The organism is Dyella sp. SG609 (genome assembly GCF_012275375.1).
Lineage (GTDB): Bacteria > Pseudomonadota > Gammaproteobacteria > Xanthomonadales > Rhodanobacteraceae > Dyella_D > Dyella_D marensis.
Genome location: NZ_JAAZQJ010000013.1, coordinates 118,297 through 136,446, shown reverse-complemented (window position 1 = coordinate 136,446; position 18,150 = coordinate 118,297). Strand labels below are relative to the sequence as shown.

Here is an 18,150-nt window from a genome sequence, read left to right as displayed (position 1 = left end):
TTCCCCCTCCGGGGGCACGCGGGGAGCGCACATGGATGTGCGCGGCTCTGAGGAGCGAGGAAGGTGGCGGCAGCCGGATGAGGGTACGACCGGAGCGGTGCACATCACTCTCGCGCTCCGCCCGCACCCTCGCCCTAACCCCTCTCCCGGAGGGAGAGGGGCAACAAACCCTCACACCGAGGAAGCACCGATGAAGCCCTACATCCTTTCCCTCGCCGCCGGCCTGCTGGTGGGCATCGTCTACGCCCTGCTCAAGGTGCGCTCGCCGGCGCCGCCGGTGATCGCCCTGGTCGGCCTGCTCGGCATCCTGGTGGGCGAGCAGATTCCGCCCCTGGTCAAGCAGCTCCTGCATCGCGACAGCGCGCAGACCACCTGGCTGCGCGGCCAGGTGAGTCCGCACGTGTTCGGCCAGCTGCCGCAGGGCCCGCATACCAGGCGCGATACCACCGCCGCGGAGCGCAAAGCATGAACGCGCCGGCCAGCCCTCCCGACCTGATCCTGCACCACGGCCTGATCACCACGCTGGACCGCGCGCGCCCCACCGCCAGCGCGGTGGCGATCGCCGACGGCCGCTTCGTCGCGGTCGGCGGCGACGCCGAGGTGATGGCGCTGGCCGGCCCCGCCACCCGCGTGATCGACCTGCATGGCCGCCGTGTGCTGCCCGGGCTGATCGACAACCATCTGCACATCATCCGCGGCGGCCTGAACTACAACCTGGAGCTGCGCTGGGACGGCGTGCGTTCGCTGGCCGATGCGATGGCGATGCTGAAAGCCCAAGTCGCCATCACGCCGCCGCCGCAGTGGGTGCGTGTGGTCGGCGGCTTCACCGAACACCAGTTCGCCGAGAAGCGCCTGCCCACCATCGACGAACTCAACGCGGTGGCGCCCGACACACCGGTGTTTCTGCTGCATCTGTACGACCGCGCCCTGCTCAACGCCGCCGCGCTGCGCGCCGTGGGCTACACCCGCGACACGCCGGAGCCGCCAGGCGGCCAGATCGTGCGCGACCGCGACGGCAACCCCACCGGCCTGCTGCTGGCCAAGCCCAATGCCGCGATTCTCTATGCCACGCTCGGCAAGGGTCCCAGGCTGCCGTTCGACTACCAGCTCAATTCCACCCGCCATTTCATGCGCGAGCTGAACCGCCTGGGCGTCACCGGCGCCATCGATGCCGGCGGCGGTGCGCAGAACTATCCCGACGACTACGCGGTGATCCAGCAGCTGGCGGACGACGGCCAGCTCACCATCCGCCTGGCCTACAACCTGTTCACGCAGAAGCCCAAGGCGGAGAAAGAAGATTTCCTGAACTGGACGAAGACCTCCAAGTACAAGCAGGGCGACGATTACTTCCGCCACAACGGCGCCGGCGAAATGCTGGTGTTCTCCGCCGCGGATTTCGAGGACTTCCGCCAGCCGCGCCCGGACCTGCCGCCGGAAATGGAAGGCGACCTGGAAGGCGTGGTGCGCATCCTGGCCGAGAACCGCTGGCCGTGGCGCATGCACGCCACCTACGACGAGACCATCAGCCGCGCGCTGGACGTGTTCGAGCGGGTGAACCAGGACATTCCGCTGCAAGGCCTGAACTGGTTCTTCGATCACGCCGAAACCATTTCCGACCAGTCGATCGACCGCATCGCGGCGCTGGGCGGCGGTATCGCCGTGCAGCACCGCATGGCTTACCAGGGGGAATACTTCGTCGAGCGCTACGGCCCCGGCGCGGCCGAGGCCACGCCACCGGTGGCGCGCATGCTGGAGAAAGGCGCGCGGGTTTCCGCCGGCACCGATGCCACCCGCGTGGCGTCGTACAACCCGTGGGTGTCGCTGGCCTGGCTGATCACCGGCCGCACCGTCGGCGGCCTGCGCCTGTATCCGCAGCGCAACTGCCTGGACCGCGAGACGGCGCTGCGCATGTGGACCGAATACGTCACCTGGTTCTCCAACGAGGAAGGCAAGAAGGGGCATATCGCCGCCGGGCAGCTGGCCGACCTGATCGTGCCGGACCGCGATTTCTTCGCCTGCGCGGAAAGCGAGATCGCCGACATCACCTCGGAACTGACCATGGTGGGCGGCAAGATCGTGTACGGCGCGGGCCGCTTCGCCGATCTGGACGAAGCGCCGATTCCGGCGGCGATGCCGGATTGGTCGCCGGTGAACCGCTACGGTGGCTACGGTGCATGGGCGGCGAAGCAGCCGGCGCGCGCAGCGGCGCCCGTGGCCTGCGCTTGCTCGCATGCCTGCGGCATCCACGGCCACGACCACGCCACCGCCTGGTCCAGCCGCCTGCCGATCGCCGACCTGAAATCCTTCTGGGGCGCGCTGGGCTGCGCGTGCTGGGCGCTATGAACGCGGCGCCCTCGACCGCCTGGAAAGCGGCGCACTGGATCGCGCTGTTGCTGCTGTGCGCCGCCTATCTGCAAGGCGGCATCGACAAGGCGCTGGATTTCCCCGGCGCCATCGCCGAGATGGCGCACTTCGGCCTGGCGCCGCCGGCCGTATTCGCGGTGCTGGTGATCGCACTGGAACTGGGCGCCTCGCTGGCCATTCTCAGCGGCGTGCTGCGCTGGGCCGGTGCACTGGCGCTGGCGGTGTTCACCCTGGGCGCCACTTTTCTCGCCGTACGTTTCTGGGAACTGCCGCTCGCGCAGCGCCTGCCGGCGGCCAATACGTTCTTCGAACACTTAGGTCTCGCCGGCGGCTTCCTGCTGGTGGCCTGGCACGACTGGCGCGGACGCCGCGCCGCACGTTGATCGCATCATCAAGACCCGTTGCATCATCAAGATCCAAGGAGTTTTTCCCATGCGCAAGGCTTCTGTCCTATCTATCTTCGCCCTGTCACTGAGCCTTCTGGTCGCGTCGGCGGGGGCGCGCGAATCCGCGTTGCCGCACGTGGCGGTAGCCCCGCAGTACGACACCACTCATGTCTATGTCGATCCGGCCGACGTCGACCGCTTCGTGCAGAGCTTCACCGCCACCTTCGGCGGGCAGAGCACCAAGCAGGTAGTGGTGCAGGTGACGCCCACGCCCAGCCAGACCAGCTCGCAGCTGCTGCAGACGCCGGCCGGCACGGTGTCGCTGTTCGGCTTCCGCACGCCGATCCCGTATCCGTTCGGCGCCGAGCGCACGGGTTATCTGGTGAAGGACATGGACGTGGCGATCCGCGCCGCGCGCGCCGCCGGCGCCGACGTGCTGGTGGCGCCGTTTCCCGATCCGATCGGCCGCGACGCCGTGATCCAGTGGCCCGGCGGCGTGAACATGCAGCTGTACTGGCACACCACCGCGCCGAACTACAAAGCGTTCGGCACCGTGCCGGAGAATCGCGTGTACGTGTCGCCGGATCGCGCCGATGCTTTCGTCCACGCCTTCCTGGCGTTCTCGCACGGCAAGGTGGTGTCCGACGACAAGCAGGCGCCGGGCGTGGAGATCGGCCGCGCCAGCGATCGTTTCCGCCGCATCCGCATCGAATCGGACTTCGGCAAGATGTCCGTGCAGGTCACCGATGGTCTGCTGCCCTGGCCTTATGGCCGCGAGATGAGCGGCTACGAAGTGGCCGATCTTGCCGCGACGCTGGCCAAGGCCACGGCGAGCGGCGCCAAGGTGCTGGTCGAGCCGTACGAAGCCGATGGGCGCCGCATCGCGATGGTGTCGTTCCCCGGCGGCTATATCGCCGAGATCCACGCTGCGGCCAAGGGCGGTTGAGCATGCCGCGGCGGCTGCTGGCGATTGCGCTGCTCGCAGGCGCCGGCGCGGCCGCCGCGCAGGAGGCCGCGCGGCCGGCCTTCGCCTCCAACCGCTGGCAGGAGGACTGGTCGCCGCTGGCCGATCCGGCGCTGCGTACCGAGCCGGGCGATGCGCTGAAGTACATCGCGCTGGATCGCGGCGGCCCGGCCAGCTATCTCTCGCTGGGCGCCAACCTGCGCGAGCGTTTCGAGCGCAATGACGCGGCCGGTTTCGGTGCCGGCGGTGCGCGGGCCGACGGCTATGTGATCCAGCGTGCGCAGGTCCATGCCGACCTGCGCCTCGGCAGCCAATGGCAGGCCTTCGTGCAACTGGAAGACGCGCGCGCCTACGGCAAGCGCAACCCCACGCCCACCGACCGCAACCCGCTCGATCTGCGCCTGGCCTTTGTCGCCTACGTGCATGCCTTCGGCACGGGCACGTTCAAGGCGCGCGCCGGCCGGCAGGAGTTCGCCTTCGACCTGCAGCGCTTCGTCTCGCTGCGCGACGGACCGAACGTACGGCAGGCCTTCGATGCGGTGTGGGCGGATTGGGAAACGGGGCGCTGGCGCTTGATCGGCCTGCTCAGCCAGCCGGTGCAGTACAAGGACGACCGCCATTTCGACGATACATCCAACCGGCACGTGCGCTTTCACCTGCTGCGCGTGGAGCGGCTGATCGACGGCAAGCACGAGCTGTCCGCGTATGCGGCGCTGTACCGGCGCGACAACGCGCGCTTTATCGATGCGGCCGGGCGCGAATCGCGCCAGGTGTTCGACACGCGCTACGCCGGCAATGCCAACGGCCTGGACTGGGATCTGGAAGCGATGGCGCAGCGCGGTTCGGTGGGCGGCAAAGATATCCGCGCCTGGGCCGTCGGCACGCGCGGCGGCTATACCTTCACCGCGCTGCCGTGGATGCCGCGCTTCGGCCTGCAGCTGGATGCCGCCTCCGGCGACCGGCGTCGCGGCGACGGCACGCTAGGCACCTTCAATCCGCTGTTCCCCAATGGCTATTACGTCACCTTGGCCGGGTATACCGGCTATGCCAACTTCATCCACCTGAAACCGTCGCTCACCGTAAAGCCCATGACCGGCCTGGCGCTCACCGCCGCTATCGGCCTGCAATGGCGCCAGACCACCGGCGATGCGGTGTACACGCAGCCGAACGTGGCGGTGCCGAATACCGCCGGCCGTGGCGGCCGGCGCACGGGCACTTACGGCCAGCTGCGCGCCGATTACGCCGTCAACCGGCACGTGGCGACGGCGCTGGAGCTGGTGCGCTTCGAGGTCAGCGATGCGCTTCGCCGCGCGGGCGGCCGGGACAGCGATTATCTTGGCGCCGAGCTCAAGTTCACCTGGTAGGCCAATATCCGGGAATCCCATGAAACTTACCGTCCCCACCTTGCTGAGCTTCGCCGCCGGCTATACCGACACCGCCGGCTTCCTGGCCATGCATGGCCTGTTCACCGCGCACGTCACCGGCAACTTCGTCACCATCGGTGCGGCGCTGGTGATGGGCGCGACGGGCATCGTCACCAAGCTGCTGGCGCTGCCGACGTTCTGCGTGGCGGTGATTCTCGCGCGGCTGCTGCGCTATCGGCTGGTGGCTGCGGGCCGGCCGGTGTTCCGCACCTTGCTGGCGATCCAGCTGGTGCTGCTGGTGCTGGGTGGCGGCGTGGCGGCGTGGCGATCTGGCACGGGCGTTTCGAGCAGGGCGATGCGCCGGCGGCGATGTTCGCCGGCCTGGTGCTGGTGGCCGGCATGGCGGTGCAGAACGCGGTGCAGCGCGTGCACCTGGGCAAGGCGCCGCCCACCACCATGATGACCGGCACCACCACGCAGCTGATGCTGGACGTGGCCGACCTGCTGCACGGCTTGCCGCAGGAGCAGCGCGCCGCCGCGCGCACGCGCATGGCGAGCATGGGCGGTGCGGTGCTTACCTTTGCGGCGGGCTGCGCGGCGGCAGCGCTGCTGTATCGCTATGCCGGCATGTGGTGTTTCGCGCTGCCGCCGGTGCTGGTGCTGGCGGCGCTGTGCCATGGCGATACGGCCGGCGACGCCTAGGCCTTATTCCTCGATCGGCACCAGCACGCCGCGCTTGAGCGTTCCCAGCGCCACGCGCGTCTGGAAGCGCCGCACGTTGGCGTTGTCCGCCACCAGCTTCTGCATCAGCGCGTCGTAGTCCTCCACGTCGCGCGCGCTGACCACCAGCACGTAGTCGCCTTCGCCGGTGACGTACCAGGCTTCCTGCACCGCCGGTTCGGCCGCGATCCATTGCTTCAGGCTGGCCAGCAGTTCGGGGCGTTCGCGCTCCACTTCCACGTCCACGATCAGGGTGAGCGGACGCCCCGCGCGTTTCGGATCGACGATGGCCACCTCGGCCAGGATCACGCCTTCTTCGCGCAGCCGCGCGATGCGCCGCTGCACGGCGGAGGCGGACAGGCCGATCTCCGCGCCGATCAGTTCGGCGGAGCGCCGCGCATCGAGCTGCAGGATGGACAGGATGCGGCGGTCGAATTTATCCAGGGCGGTGGGCATGGCCGCGTGGTCTCTCGGAAGATCGGGGAGAAAACCCGCCGGTTCTGGGGCGGACGCGGCCCCGCCGCGCGGCGCCACCCTAGCATGGTCGGCCTTCGCCACCGTAGCGAGCGCACCGCATGAACACCACGCTGGATCTGGACGGCATCGTCGCCGCCCCGTCATCGATCGATCCCGTATTCCTGCGCACGCCAGTACGCCGCAGCCCCGCACTCGACGCCGCGCTGGGTTGCCGCCTGATCGCCAAGGACGAAACCGGCAATCCGATCGGCTCGTTCAAGGGGCGCGGCACCGAATGGTTCGCCGCTACCGCCCTGCATCCCGGCGAAGCCATCGTGTCCGCCTCGGCCGGCAACTTCGGGCAAGGGCTGGCGCGCGCGGCGACACGGCGAGGCCACGCCTGCACGGTGTTCGCCGCGGCAACCGCCAATCCTGCGAAGCTCGATGCGATGCGTGCACTGGGTGCGGATGTGCGACTAGCCGGTGCGGACTTCGATGCCGCGAAAGCGGCGGCGCGCCACTACGCGCAAGAGCAAGGCTTGCGCTTTGTCGAAGACGGCGCGGAACCGGCGATCGCACAGGGCGCCGGCACCATCGCCACGGAGTTGCTCGCCGACGCCGCGCCGGAGGTGGTGCTGGTGCCGCTGGGCAATGGCGCGCTGCTCGAAGGCATCGGCTCGGTGCTGCGCGCGCGCTTGCCGTCCGCCGAGATCGTGGCGGTGGTCGCCGCCGGTGCGCCATCGATGAAACTGTCGCTGGAAGCGGAGCGCGCGATCGAAACCGCACGCGCCGACACCATCGCCGACGGCATCGCGGTACGCGTGCCGATCGCCTCGCGCCTGCCGCAGCTGCGGCGCTGCTGCGACCGCATCGTGGCCGTGGACGAAGCGCAGCTGATGAGTGCGATGCGCCTGCTCCATCGCCACCTGCATCTGGTCGTCGAACCGGCCGGCGCCGCCGGCGTGGCGGCCATCCTCGCCGAACCGGCGCGCTACGCCGGCCGCCTTGCCGCCACCGTGCTGTGCGGCAGGAACATCCATCCCTCGCTGCGCGAAAAGCTGCTCGCGGACTGACCCATGAAACTCCTCTATCAGACTCACTCGCCTTATGCCCGCAAGGTGCTCGTCGCCGCGCACGAAACCGGGTTGGCAGGCCAGCTCGACGTGATCCATCACGAAACCAGCCCCACGCGGCGCAACGAAGCGGTGTATGCGGTCAATCCGCTGGGCAAGGTGCCCGTGCTGCTGCTTGACGATGGTGAGGTTCTGTTCGACTCCGGCGTGATCTGCGAATACCTCGATGGTCTGCACGGTGGGCCGAAGCTGATTCCCATGCAGACTGCCGCGCGCTATGGCGTGCTGCGCATGCAGGCTCTGGCGCAAGGTATCGCCGATGCGGGTATTGCGGCACGCTGGGATATCGAGCGCAGGCCGGAGGCGCTGCGCTGGCCGGTGCTGGTCGATGCGTATCGCGAGAAGATCGCGGCGACTTGCGATTACCTGGAACGTGAGATCGATGAGGGCGCCGTCGACCTCGGCACGATCGCGCTCGCCACCGCGCTGAGCTGGATCGAATTCCGCGAGGTCTACGATTTCCGCGCCGGCCGCCCGCGGCTCGCCGCGTGGTACGAGCGGTTCTCATCGCGTGCTTCCATGCAAGCCACCGCCTTGAGCGGTGCGACACACGACTGAGCGGAGACTTCCATGGACCCGGCATCATCCAAGCCTTCGCTGTGGACCGCGCTGCTGTTCCTGCATGGCTACGTCGCCGATCCGCAACTGGCGCAGCGCCTGGTAACGGAGGAGGCCGCCGAACATCCGGACGCCGCACCCGCAGGCAGCGGCGAGGCCATGCGCCGCCTGCTCGATCGCGGTCGCAAGCTTTCGCTGCGCCTGTGCCAGGGCATCGGCAGCGGGCTCGTGCACATGCAGTAACGGCGCTGCCGACACGCGATTCGCCGCCGCTTCTGTGCGACACTCGGCGCCCATTCCATCGGCGGCGTAAGGGGGCGGCGCGATGCAATTCTTTGCTCTGGAACATTTCGCGGGACATGTGGGCGAGACCTTCACGGTCGCCCTGGATCACGACGGCAACGCACCGTTTGCCTTGGTGGAGGCCCGGCCGCTGCCGGTGCAGCAGTACCAGGGCATGGTGCGCTCGCCGTTCTCGCTGCTGTTCCGCCACGAGGCGGCGATCGTGTTCCCGCAGAAGATCTACCAGATGAAGCACGCCAGCATCGGCGAGTTCGGCATCTTCCTGGTGCCGGTCGCGCGCGACCAGACCGGTTTCATCTACCAGGCGCTGTTCAACTGAGCGCCACCGCGGCGGCCATCCAGCGCATGCGCAGGTGGCTGCCGATGTCTTCCTCCACGGCGAAACCCATGCGTTCGTAGAGCCGGCGCGCGCCGGTATTGCGGTGTTCGACGTGCAGCATCACGCTGGCCAGGCCGTCGCGATGCGCGGTCTGCTGCACCAGCTTCAGCAATGACGAACCGAAGCCGCGGCCACGCGTGGCCGAGAGCAGGGCGATGTCGATGACGTTGGCCTCCCGTCCGTCGTGGTGCAGGTACAGGCGGCCAATCGGCGTGCCGGTGTCTTCGATCACCAGGTAATCCGACGGCTGGTAGTGCGCGGTGTAGTGCTGGTGCTGCAGGGTGAACTGGCTGTCGAGAAAGGCCTGGCGCACCGCGTCGGGCCAGGGGGTGAGCGCGAGTTCGTCGGCGCGCACGTCGGCGTAGAGCTTGCGGAAGAAGGGCAGGTCCGTGTTTTGCGCTTCGCGCCAGCTCAGGCCGGGCGGGAGGTCTTTCCCCGTTGCGGGCAGCCAGGCTGCCCGCAACGGGGGAAAGGTCAGTGCATGGGCCGTGCTCACGGACGCTGCGGGAAGACACCCGACAGGCAGATGCAGAAATTCAGCGTGAGGTAGGGCTGCTGGTTTTCGTGTGCCGTGCTGCCGCCCGCGACACCGATCGTCGCTGGCGGGAAGGTGGTGTTGAAAGATGGGTCTGCGGTGAATGTCTTCATGCCCGGCTTCTGCAGCGGGATGATGGCCGCGCCGGTTACGGGTGTACCGGTGCGCTTGGTGGCGTCGGTCTGGTTATAGATGCGAGCGTTGTGGTTGTGCGCCGGCATCTCATTGGTCAGCAGCGTGACGCTATCCGAGCCGAACGTTTCGCCCATGACGCGCGGCGTCAGTCCGGGACCGGCACCCTGGCCGCACGCGGCGTTGCCAACGTAGTTCGGCAATTGGTAGTTGGAGGTGCCATTGCCGCCGAATGTAACGCCCAGCAGCGAGAACAATGCCGTGTTCTGCTGGATCGGCATCAATTGCCCTTGGCACATGGCCCAGTTGTAGGGGGCGAAATTAAAAGCGTAGATCTGGATCTCGCCAATGAAGGGATCGCTCATGATGTTGGTCCTTGTAATCTATCGATGAGCATCAACCCTGGGAGGGGAAGACGCCGGCCCAGGCGATGCAGAAGCGCGCGACCAGCGACGGCATGGTGTTCTCGTGCGGCTGGCTGTTGCCCATGGAGCCGACGGCGGAAGTTGCCATGGGAACACTGGGGATGCTTGCGGTGCTGGTCGTATAAAGCACATCACCGCTGACCGCGCCAAGCTGCAACGTAGCGGCTGGCGCGGCGGCACCGCCGGCCGAACTCACGGCATAGTAAGCATGGGTATGTGCCGGCATCTGGTTGGGCAGCAGCGTGACCGACTCGGTACCGGCCAGCTGGCCCAGCACGTACGTACCCATGCCAAGTCCGGTGCCTTGATGAATCGGCACGCGCCCGCAGAGGTTGGGCAGGCCGAACGTGGTCACGCCGTCACCGCCATAAGTGGTGCCGAGCAAGGTGTACAGCACTTCGTACTCAGAGATGGGAAGCAGGCTGCCATCGCAATCGAACCAGCCGTTCGGCGCGAAGTTGTAGGGAAACAGGCGGACTTCGCCAACATATGGTTGAGACATGGCGGGGGCTCCGGTCAGCTGCGCGAGGGATAGATGCCATTGAGCGCGATGCAGAAATTCAGCACCAGGTATGGCTGCAGATTGGAGTGCGGGAGCGTCTGGCCCGCGTTGTCGAGCACATTGAGCGCGATCTGCGTACCGGTGTTGGCGCCGTAAATCTGCTCGGAACCGGTATTGCCAAAGAGCCCCTTGCTGGGATCGACTGCGGTGGCGGCAGCCGTATTGGCATTGAAGCCATGGTTATGCGACGGCAGATTGGCGGTCAGCAGCGTGACGTTCTCGACGCCGCCGATCTGGCCGATGTCCGCACCACTGTTGGAGCCTACCGGCGTGCGGCTGCGCAGATCGGGCAGCTGGAAATTCGTGGTGCCGTTGCCGCCGTAGTACGTACCTAGCAGCGAGAACAATGCCTGGTTCTGCGCGATCGGCAGCAGCTGTCCATTGCAGAAAGCGAATCCCTTGGGCGCGAAATTGAACGCCACGGGCATGACCTGCCCGAGAAAGGGTTGTGACATGAGTTTTCCCCCTTGGTTGTGCCGGCGAAAAGAGCCCCTGGCCGGATCGCTTAACTTTCGCGCGCGGCCGGCATCTTGACAAGCACTTCGTGCGCAAGGTCACAATATTGCGTTGCTTGCCCAAGGAGGGTAGGCACTTAGGGGAAGGTGCAGGACCGCCAGGCAAGGCTGACAGCTGTCCGGCGGAGGGGGTCCGGTACCGCGGCTGCTCGTTCACGAGCCACGGCAGCTTTCACATTGGCGCCGCCAGGTGCCCGCCCGTTGGGAAGACGGGCAAGCAGGGGACAAGTCATGTGGCATACGGAGTCGAAGCATCGCGATGCGATGCGCCATGGGCTCGGCCGTCATTTATTCGGCCGCTGGACTGCATTTTTATTGCTGTGCGTCATGCTGGCCTTGCCCGGCATGTCCTACGCAAGCTGCCCGGACTTCACGCCGCCCAATGCGAGCGTCGGGTCACCGGTGCCCTCAGGCGGCACCATCGTCATCGACGTGCCCGTAAGCTGCAGCGGCTCTTCCTTCAATGTGATCGGTGATGTCACGGTTCCGGCCAGTCACGGTTCGGCGCAGACCACCGACTACAGCCTTCGCAAGATCACTTATGTCAATAACGGCGATGGAGCCACGACGGACTCCTTCAAGTTCGACGACGGTCTCGGCGGCACGGATCCCGCCATTACCGTGACGTTGAACATTGCGCCGCACACTTCGCCTATCAACATTACGCCGACGACGCTGCCCTCGGGCACCGTGGCTGTCACCTACAGCTCCACCACCTTGAGCGCCTCCGGCGGCACTGCGCCGTATACCTATGCGGTTACCAGCGGCACGCTGCCGCCCGGGCTAAGCCTTAGTACGGCCGGTGTGATTTCAGGCACGCCGACGACGGACAACACTTACTCGTTTACCGTCACTGCGACCGATAGCGCCAGCGTGACCGGCATTCAAAGTTATACGGTCACGATCGCGGCGCCGAACGTCCACATCACGAACACGCCCAGCAATCCGATCATCAACACGCCCTACAGCTTCACGCTGACTGCGACTGGTGGCACGGCGCCTTACACCTATACGCTCGACGGCGGCACCACGCTTCCCACCGGCCTGGTGCTTGCGAGCAACGGAACAATCAGCGGTACGCCTACGACGGCGGGTGCGAAGAGCTTCACCGTAAGAGTGACCGACACGGGCGGATTCTTCTCCGCCACTATTTTTAATGTCACTGTCCAGACCCTGCCGCCCCCCGTCGCCAACCCGGTCAGCGCCACCGTCGCCTACAACAGCACCAACAATCCGATCACGCTCAACATCACCGGCGGTGCGCCGGCCTCCGTCGCCGTCGGCACGCAAGCCGCGCACGGCACGGCCACCGCGAGCGGTACGTCGATCACGTATACGCCGACGCCCGGCTACGCCGGTCCCGACAGCTTCACGTACACGGCAACTAACGCGAGCGGCACCTCCGCACCCGCCACCGCGACGATCACCGTCTCGCCCCCCACCATCACCTACACGCCGTCCAGCCCCGCGGCCGGCACCGTCGGCACCGCGTACAGCCAGTCGCTCGCCGGCGCCAGCGGCGGCGCCACGCCGTACAGCTACACCATCGCTTCCGGCGCGCTGCCGGCCGGCATCACGCTGGCCAGCAACGGCACGCTGTCCGGCACGCCCACCGCGAACGGCACGTTCAACTTCACGGTGAAGGCCACCGACAGCAGCACCGGCACCGGCCCGTTCAGCGCCACCAGCGGCACGCTGACGCTGACCATCGCCGCGCCCACCATCAGCTACGCGCCGACCAATCCGCTGCCGGCCACGGTGGGTACCGCCTACAGCCGCTCGCTGGCGGGCGCCACCGGCGGCACCGCGCCGTACAGCTATACGATCGCTTCCGGCAGCTTGCCGGCGGGCATCACGCTGGCCAGCAACGGCACGCTGTCGGGTACGCCGACCGCGGGCGGTACGTTCAACTTCACCGTGACCGCCACCGACAGCAGCACCGGCACCGGTCCGTTCAGCGCCACCAGCGGTGCGCTGACGCTTACCGTGAACGCGCCGAGCATCACCCTTGCGCCGGCTTCGCTGCCCAACGCGACGGTGGCGGGCTCGTACTCGCAGAACGTCACGGCCTCCGGCGGCACCAGCGCGTACACCTATGCGGTGACCGCGGGTTCGCTGCCGCCGGGCCTGAGCCTGAGCAGCAGCGGTGCGATCACCGGCACGCCTACCGGTGCCGGCGCCTACAACCTGACCATCACCGCGACCGACAGCAGCACCGGCACCGGTCCGTACACCGGCAGCAGCGCCTACACCCTGACGGTGAACGCGCCGACGCTGACGCTGACGCCCAGCACCGGCACCACCATCAACGGCACGGCCGGCGTGGCGGTGAGCGGCAGCTTCACCGCCGCCAACGGCACCTCGCCCTACACCTATGCAATCACTTCGGGCGCACTGCCGCCGGGCGTGACGCTGTCGTCCACCGGCACGCTGTCCGGCACGCCGACCGCGGCCGGCAACTTCAACTTCACGGTGCAGGCGACCGACAGCTCCACCGGCACCAGCGCACCGTTCCACGTGTCGGGCAGCTACACGCTGGCGATCGTCGCGCCGACCATCACGCTGTCGCCGGGCAGCCTGCCGGCACCGTCGGTGGGCGTGGCCTACAGCCAGGCGATCACCGCCTCCGAAGGCCATCCGGCCACGTTCACCTACAGCGTCAGCTCCGGCGTGCTGCCGGCAGGCCTCAGCCTGGACGGCAGCTCGGGCGTGCTCAGCGGCACGGTGACCGCGGCGGGCGCCTACAGCTTCACCATCACCGCCACCGACAGCGGCGGCTTCACCGGCAGCCAGGCCTATAGCGGCACGGTGGGCGCGGGCACGGTGGTGTTCACCTCCGCCGCGCCGGCCAGCGGCACGGCGGAAGTGGCCTACAGCCACACCTTCACCGCCAGCGGCGGCACGCCGACGTACACCTACGCGCTCAGCGTGGGCACCTTGCCGGCGGGCCTGTCGCTCTCGTCGAGCGGCGTGCTGTCCGGCACGCCGACGGTCGCCGGCACCTTCAACTTCACCGTGCGGGCGACCGACAGCAGCACCGGCACCGGCGCGCCGTTCACGGCGACCCAGCCGGTGGCGCTGGTGCTGGCCGCGCCGACGGTCGTCCTGGCGCCGTCCACGCTGCCGGCGGGCACCGGCGGTGTCGCCTACAACCAGACGATCACCGCGAGCGGCGGCAACGGCACCTATGCCTACAGCCTCTCGGCCGGCGCACTGCCGCCGGGCATCGGCCTGACCAGCGGCGGCGTGCTGTCCGGCACGCCGACCACGGCCGGCACCTACAACTTCACCGTCACCGCCACCGATGGCCACGGCTTCACCGGCAGCCAGGCCTACGCCTTCACGGTGAACGCGCCGGCCATCACGCTCACCCCGGCCACGCTGCCGGCGGGTTCGGGCGGCGTCGCCTACAGCCAGACGATCACGGCCAGCGGCGGCAACGGCGGCTACACCTTCAGCCTCACGGCGGGTGCGCTGCCGGCCGGCATTGCGCTGAGCAGCGCCGGCATCGTGTCGGGTACGCCGACCACGCCGGGCTCCTACAACTTCACCGTCAAGGCCACCGACGGCTTCGGCTTCAGCGGCAGCCAGGCCTATACCGTCACGGTGAATGCGCCGACGATCGCCATCACGCCGACCACGCTGGCGGCGTTCACCGGCAGCGTCGCGTACAACCAGCCGCTGACCGCGAGCGGCGGCAACGGCGGCTACACCTTCAGCCTGCTCTCCGGCGCGCTGCCGCCAGGCATCGCGCTGAGCAGCGCCGGCGTCATCAGCGGCACGCCGACCACCGCCGGCCCCTACAGCTTCACCGTCAAGGCGACCGACGGCTTCGGCTTCAGCGGCAGCCAGGCCTATACGGTGACGGTGAACGCGCCGGCCATCACCTTCACCCGCACCACCTTGCCGGGCGGCCAGGTGGGCGTGGCCTACAGCCAGACGGTGAGCGCCAGCGGCGGCAGCGGCAGCTTCACCTACAGCCTCACGGCGGGTGCGCTGCCGCCCGGCATCGCGCTGAGCAGCGCGGGCGCGATCAGCGGCACGCCGACCGCGGCGGGCAACTACAGCTTCACCGTGACGGCCACCGACACCAACGGCTTCACCGGCAGCCAGGCCTATACGGTGGGCATCAACCAGCCCGTGCCGGTGGCGGTGAACGACACCGCCAGCACGCCGGCGAACGCGCCCGTCACCATCAACGTCACCGCCAACGACACCGGCCCGATCACCAGCATCGCGGTGGCGCAGGCTCCGGCGCACGGCGCGGCGACGGTGAGCGGCCTCAATGCGGTGTACACGCCGGCGACGAACTTCTTCGGCACCGACACCTTCACCTACACGGCCAGCGGCCCCGGCGGCACCTCGGCGCCCGCCACGGTGACCGTCACCGTGACGCCGCTGGCCGTGCCGGTCGCGGCGGCGCAGAGCGGCACCGTGCTGGCCGGCCAGTCGGTCACCATCCACGCCACCGCCGGCGCCACCGGCTCGCCGTTCACCGGCGTGGCCATTACCACGCCGCCCGCCAAGGGCACGGCGGCGGTGAGCGGCACCGACATCGTGTACACGGCGCCGCAGGACGCCTCGGGCGCGGTGGGCATGGACTACACGCTGTCCAACCCGTTCGGCACCTCCACGCCGGCGCACATCACCGTCACCGTGAATCCGATCCCGCTGCCGGCGGCGCTGACCGCCAACGTGGTGGCCGGCCGCACGGTGCAGGTGGACCTGACCACGGCGGCGCACGGCGGTCCGTTCACCGGCGCCACGCTGATCTCGGTGTCGCCGGCCGCGGCGGGCAACGCGCACATCCACAACAGCGGAACCTCGGGCTATACGCTGGAATTCACCGCGGCCAACAGCTACAGCGGCCAGGCGCAGGTCAGCTACACGCTGAGCAATGCCTACGCCACTTCCGCCACGGCGACGGTGAACATCACCGTGACCGGCCGCAGCGATCCGTCGAAGGACGCCGAAGTGCTGGGCATCCTGCAGGCGCAGGCCGATTCGGCACGCCGCCTGGCGGTGGGCCAGATCGACAACTTCCAGCGCCGCCTGGAAACCCTGCACACCGGCGCCGGTGGCGGCGGCTTCAGCAACGGCATCAGCTTCAGCTCGGCCAGCGCACGGCAGAACCGCGACCCGATGGCGGGCCTGCACGGCCGCGACGACGACTGGGGTCGTGAAGATTGGGGCCGCCGCTTCCTGGTGCAGCCGGACGAGCCGACGCCGGGCCAGGGCCAGCGCTCCGGCGCGGCGGGCCAGCCGGGTACGTGGTCGGTGTGGACCGGCGGTGCGGTGAACTTCGGCAAGACCTTGCCGGGCAGCAGCAGCGACGGCATCGACTTCACCACCTCGGGCGTGAGCCTGGGTGCGGACCGCGCCTTCGGCGACAACTTCGCGGCGGGCGTGGGCGTCGGCTACGGCCACGACTCCTCCGACGTGGGCAAGCACGACAGCCGCAGCACGGTCGACGCCTACAGCGCGGCGGTGTACGGCAGCTACCGCCCGGTGCCGCTGGTGTATGTCGACGCGCTGATCGGCTACCAGAAGATGTCGTTCGACTCGCGCCGCTACGTCACCGACAACGGCAACACGGTGACCGGCAGCCGCGACGGCAAGCAGTACTTCGCCTCGCTCTCGGTGGGCTACGAGCACCGCACCGAGGACGGCATGCTGATCTCGCCGTACGGCCGCTTCGACTTCGCACGCGCCACGCTCGACAGCTACACCGAGCACGGCGACAGCGTCTACGCGCTGCAGTACGAGCGCCAGACCGTGAAGACCAGCACCGGCGTGCTGGGCCTGCGCGCGCAGTGGGTGGTCAAGCGCGACTACGGCGTGTGGATGCCGCAGCTGCGGGCGGAATTCCGCCACGACTTCCAGGGCGCGAGCATCGCGGCGATGCGCTACGCGGATCTGCTGGGCGGCCCGCTGTACCAGGCGGCGCTGGGCAACACCAACCGCAACCACACCCTGGTGGGCGCGGGCGTGATGCTGCAGACGCTGAAGGGCTGGTCGATGCGGCTGGAGTACCAGAACCTGCTGGACAACAGCACGCGGGACAACCAGTCGATCCAGCTGGGGGTCGAGAAGAAGTTCGATCCGTAATGTGGAAGGCCGCGGGTGCGGTGCGCCCGCGGCCAACAGCTCGTCATTCCGGCGCAGGCCGGACGAGCGCGTAGCGCGAAGAACGCCCGCAGGGCGGCCCCGAAGGGGTGAGCGAAGCGAATCATCCAGTAACGACAATGCGGGATTGTCGCGAAAGCGCCAGAAGCTCTTGGCGAAAATCGAGCGATACCGCCACTGGATTCCGGCCTGCGCCGGAATGACGATGCTTGATGGGGCGGCGCCCATCCACAGCCCGCGCCATGCCGCACCGCGGCGAATCGATAGCATCGCTATCGTCTGAACAAGCCCGCGCTGTACCGATCGCGCGGGATCGCTGCCGCACACTACGGGCATGCCGATTTCGCCGCCCATCCTCCATGCGTAGCAAGCTGTTCGTCCCCGGAGGGCGGCCGGAGCTGTTCGCCAAGACGCTGGCCGGCGAGGCCGATGCGCTGTCGTTCGACCTCGAGGATTCGGTCACGCCCGACCTCAAGGGCGCCGCGCGCACCGCCGTCGCGGCCTTCCTTGCCACCGAGGCGGCAAGGCAATCGCCCAAGCTGATGATCGTGCGCACCAATGCGCCATCCACGCCGTACTTCAGCGACGACGTGGAAGCGGTGGTCGGCGACGGCGTCACCCTGATCAACCTGCCCAAGATCGAATCCGCCGAGGAAGTGCGCGCGGCGGTGGACATGATCGCGCGGGTGGAAGCGGCGCGCGGCTGGCAGCGCCGCACGCGGCTATTGGTGAACATCGAAACGCCGCGTGCGCTGGCCCGGGCCGCGTCGATCGCCGGCGCGCATCCGCGCGTGGCGGGGCTGCAGCTGGGCCTGGCGGATATGTTCGAGCCGTACGGCATCGAGCGGCACGATCTGGCCAATGTGCAGTCCGTGCTTTTCGCCATGCGCATGGCCGCCGCACAGGCGGACGTGTTCGCACTCGATGGCGCCTTCGCGGACGTCGCCAACAGCGACGGCTACCGTGCCGAAGCCGCGCTGGCACGCCGGCTCGGCTATCTCGGCAAGAGCTGCATCCATCCGCGCCAGGTGGCGCTGGCCAACGAAGCGTTCGCCGTCTCCGAAGCGGAGATCGAAAGCGCGCGCCGCATCGTCGAAGCCGCGCGAGATCCGGGCAACCAGGGTCGCGGCGCCTTCATGGTCGATGGCAAGATGGTCGACCTGCCGTTCCTGAAACGGGCGCAGGCCTTGCTCGCCGCGGCGCACAAGCCGTGACGGCGGCGCGCCCG

18 protein-coding genes are annotated in these 18,150 nt (G+C 68.3%); 13 read left to right on the top strand and 5 right to left on the bottom strand.

What is annotated here, in order from left to right:
* Nucleotides 1-190: 190 nt before the first annotated feature.
* From FHW85_RS19485 to FHW85_RS22515, 7 genes are read left to right on the top strand one after another with little or no spacing between them, the layout of a single operon-like run.
* Nucleotides 191-469, top strand: coding sequence for a XapX domain-containing protein (locus FHW85_RS19485; RefSeq protein ID WP_168649375.1), 279 nt, complete (start codon nt 191-193; stop codon nt 467-469).
* Entirely contained in the window at nt 466-2,343 is a 1,878-nt protein-coding gene (locus tag FHW85_RS19480) for an amidohydrolase (RefSeq protein ID WP_168649374.1), read from the top strand. The genes FHW85_RS19485 and FHW85_RS19480 overlap by 4 nt, the downstream gene beginning before the upstream one ends.
* Complete coding sequence (locus FHW85_RS19475; protein ID WP_168649373.1) at nt 2,340-2,747, top strand: DoxX family protein; 408 nt, start codon at nt 2,340-2,342, stop codon at nt 2,745-2,747. The genes FHW85_RS19480 and FHW85_RS19475 overlap by 4 nt, the downstream gene beginning before the upstream one ends.
* Nucleotides 2,748-2,796: 49 nt before the next feature.
* Nucleotides 2,797-3,696 (top strand): glyoxalase, encoded by a 900-nt coding sequence (locus FHW85_RS19470; protein ID WP_168649372.1) that lies wholly within the window; start codon nt 2,797-2,799, stop codon nt 3,694-3,696.
* Nucleotides 3,697-3,698: 2 nt separating this feature from the next.
* The gene (locus FHW85_RS19465) at nt 3,699-5,078 is read left to right on the top strand and encodes an alginate export family protein (protein WP_168649371.1); all 1,380 of its coding nucleotides are present in this window, start codon (nt 3,699-3,701) and stop codon (nt 5,076-5,078) included.
* A gap of 19 nt (nt 5,079-5,097) precedes the next feature.
* Nucleotides 5,098-5,538, top strand: coding sequence for a DUF1275 family protein (locus FHW85_RS22520; protein WP_210427864.1), 441 nt, complete (start codon nt 5,098-5,100; stop codon nt 5,536-5,538).
* On the top strand, nt 5,478-5,780 hold the full coding sequence (locus FHW85_RS22515; RefSeq protein WP_282597544.1) for a DUF1275 family protein: 303 nt from the start codon (nt 5,478-5,480) through the stop codon (nt 5,778-5,780). Before FHW85_RS22520 ends, FHW85_RS22515 begins: the two co-directional genes overlap by 61 nt.
* A gap of 3 nt (nt 5,781-5,783) precedes the next feature.
* On the opposite strand, the gene FHW85_RS19455 is transcribed toward FHW85_RS22515, so the two are convergent.
* Entirely contained in the window at nt 5,784-6,254 is a 471-nt protein-coding gene (locus tag FHW85_RS19455; protein ID WP_168649370.1) for an Lrp/AsnC family transcriptional regulator, read from the bottom strand.
* A 119-nt stretch (nt 6,255-6,373) separates the two neighbouring features.
* Here FHW85_RS19455 and FHW85_RS19450 point away from each other — a divergent pair, with 119 nt between their 5' ends.
* The 4 genes from FHW85_RS19450 (at nt 6,374) to FHW85_RS19435 (ending at nt 8,567) form a co-directional block, all read left to right on the top strand.
* Nucleotides 6,374-7,327: a pyridoxal-phosphate dependent enzyme gene (locus FHW85_RS19450; protein ID WP_168649369.1), complete on the top strand. Its 954-nt coding sequence runs from the start codon at nt 6,374-6,376 to the stop codon at nt 7,325-7,327.
* 3 nt (nt 7,328-7,330) lie between these two features.
* Nucleotides 7,331-7,945, top strand: a complete 615-nt coding sequence (locus FHW85_RS19445; protein ID WP_168649368.1) for a glutathione S-transferase family protein — start codon at nt 7,331-7,333, stop codon at nt 7,943-7,945.
* A 12-nt stretch (nt 7,946-7,957) separates the two neighbouring features.
* Nucleotides 7,958-8,188 carry a hypothetical protein gene (locus tag FHW85_RS19440; protein WP_167252991.1) on the top strand — a complete coding sequence of 77 codons (231 nt, stop codon included), beginning with the start codon at nt 7,958-7,960 and terminating at the stop codon, nt 8,186-8,188.
* Nucleotides 8,189-8,270: 82 nt separating this feature from the next.
* Nucleotides 8,271-8,567: a hypothetical protein gene (locus FHW85_RS19435; RefSeq protein ID WP_167252992.1), complete on the top strand. Its 297-nt coding sequence runs from the start codon at nt 8,271-8,273 to the stop codon at nt 8,565-8,567.
* On the opposite strand, the gene FHW85_RS19430 is transcribed toward FHW85_RS19435, so the two are convergent.
* Genes FHW85_RS19430 through FHW85_RS19415 form a run of 4 tightly spaced genes read right to left on the bottom strand, consistent with a single transcriptional unit; the run spans nt 8,560 to nt 10,736 of the window.
* The gene (locus FHW85_RS19430; protein ID WP_167252993.1) at nt 8,560-9,123 is read right to left on the bottom strand and encodes a GNAT family N-acetyltransferase; all 564 of its coding nucleotides are present in this window, start codon (nt 9,121-9,123) and stop codon (nt 8,560-8,562) included. The genes FHW85_RS19435 and FHW85_RS19430 overlap by 8 nt on opposite strands.
* On the bottom strand, nt 9,120-9,659 hold the full coding sequence (locus FHW85_RS19425) for a tail fiber protein (RefSeq protein WP_167252994.1): 540 nt from the start codon (nt 9,657-9,659) through the stop codon (nt 9,120-9,122). Before FHW85_RS19425 ends, FHW85_RS19430 begins: the two co-directional genes overlap by 4 nt.
* A 31-nt stretch (nt 9,660-9,690) precedes the next feature.
* Nucleotides 9,691-10,221, bottom strand: coding sequence for a tail fiber protein (locus tag FHW85_RS19420; protein ID WP_167252995.1), 531 nt, complete (start codon nt 10,219-10,221; stop codon nt 9,691-9,693).
* Between the two features lie 14 nt (nt 10,222-10,235).
* Nucleotides 10,236-10,736, bottom strand: coding sequence for a tail fiber protein (locus FHW85_RS19415; RefSeq protein ID WP_167252996.1), 501 nt, complete (start codon nt 10,734-10,736; stop codon nt 10,236-10,238).
* 405 nt (nt 10,737-11,141) lie between these two features.
* Between FHW85_RS19415 and FHW85_RS19410 the strand changes: the two genes are divergently transcribed.
* Nucleotides 11,142-16,904, top strand: a complete 5,763-nt coding sequence (locus tag FHW85_RS19410; RefSeq protein WP_246866821.1) for a putative Ig domain-containing protein — start codon at nt 11,142-11,144, stop codon at nt 16,902-16,904.
* 377 nt (nt 16,905-17,281) lie between these two features.
* Nucleotides 17,282-18,136 carry a CoA ester lyase gene (locus FHW85_RS19405; RefSeq protein ID WP_168649366.1) on the top strand — a complete coding sequence of 285 codons (855 nt, stop codon included), beginning with the start codon at nt 17,282-17,284 and terminating at the stop codon, nt 18,134-18,136.
* Nucleotides 18,137-18,150 lie beyond the last annotated feature (14 nt).

Coding starts and splice junctions, on each gene's coding strand:
- FHW85_RS19450 (WP_168649369.1), top strand. CDS start 6,374: ATGAACACCACGCTGGATCTGGACGGCATCGTCGCCGCCCCGTCATCG.
- FHW85_RS19470 (WP_168649372.1), top strand. CDS start 2,797: ATGCGCAAGGCTTCTGTCCTATCTATCTTCGCCCTGTCACTGAGCCTT.
- FHW85_RS22520 (WP_210427864.1), top strand. CDS start 5,098: ATGAAACTTACCGTCCCCACCTTGCTGAGCTTCGCCGCCGGCTATACC.
- FHW85_RS19455 (WP_168649370.1), bottom strand. CDS start 6,254: ATGCCCACCGCCCTGGATAAATTCGACCGCCGCATCCTGTCCATCCTG.
- FHW85_RS19425 (WP_167252994.1), bottom strand. CDS start 9,659: ATGAGCGATCCCTTCATTGGCGAGATCCAGATCTACGCTTTTAATTTC.
- FHW85_RS19485 (WP_168649375.1), top strand. CDS start 191: ATGAAGCCCTACATCCTTTCCCTCGCCGCCGGCCTGCTGGTGGGCATC.
- FHW85_RS19410 (WP_246866821.1), top strand. CDS start 11,142: ATGTCCTACGCAAGCTGCCCGGACTTCACGCCGCCCAATGCGAGCGTC.
- FHW85_RS19435 (WP_167252992.1), top strand. CDS start 8,271: ATGCAATTCTTTGCTCTGGAACATTTCGCGGGACATGTGGGCGAGACC.
- FHW85_RS19480 (WP_168649374.1), top strand. CDS start 466: ATGAACGCGCCGGCCAGCCCTCCCGACCTGATCCTGCACCACGGCCTG.
- FHW85_RS19420 (WP_167252995.1), bottom strand. CDS start 10,221: ATGTCTCAACCATATGTTGGCGAAGTCCGCCTGTTTCCCTACAACTTC.
- FHW85_RS19465 (WP_168649371.1), top strand. CDS start 3,699: ATGCCGCGGCGGCTGCTGGCGATTGCGCTGCTCGCAGGCGCCGGCGCG.
- FHW85_RS19415 (WP_167252996.1), bottom strand. CDS start 10,736: ATGTCACAACCCTTTCTCGGGCAGGTCATGCCCGTGGCGTTCAATTTC.
- FHW85_RS19475 (WP_168649373.1), top strand. CDS start 2,340: ATGAACGCGGCGCCCTCGACCGCCTGGAAAGCGGCGCACTGGATCGCG.
- FHW85_RS22515 (WP_282597544.1), top strand. CDS start 5,478: ATGGCGGTGCAGAACGCGGTGCAGCGCGTGCACCTGGGCAAGGCGCCG.
- FHW85_RS19445 (WP_168649368.1), top strand. CDS start 7,331: ATGAAACTCCTCTATCAGACTCACTCGCCTTATGCCCGCAAGGTGCTC.
- FHW85_RS19440 (WP_167252991.1), top strand. CDS start 7,958: ATGGACCCGGCATCATCCAAGCCTTCGCTGTGGACCGCGCTGCTGTTC.
- FHW85_RS19405 (WP_168649366.1), top strand. CDS start 17,282: ATGCGTAGCAAGCTGTTCGTCCCCGGAGGGCGGCCGGAGCTGTTCGCC.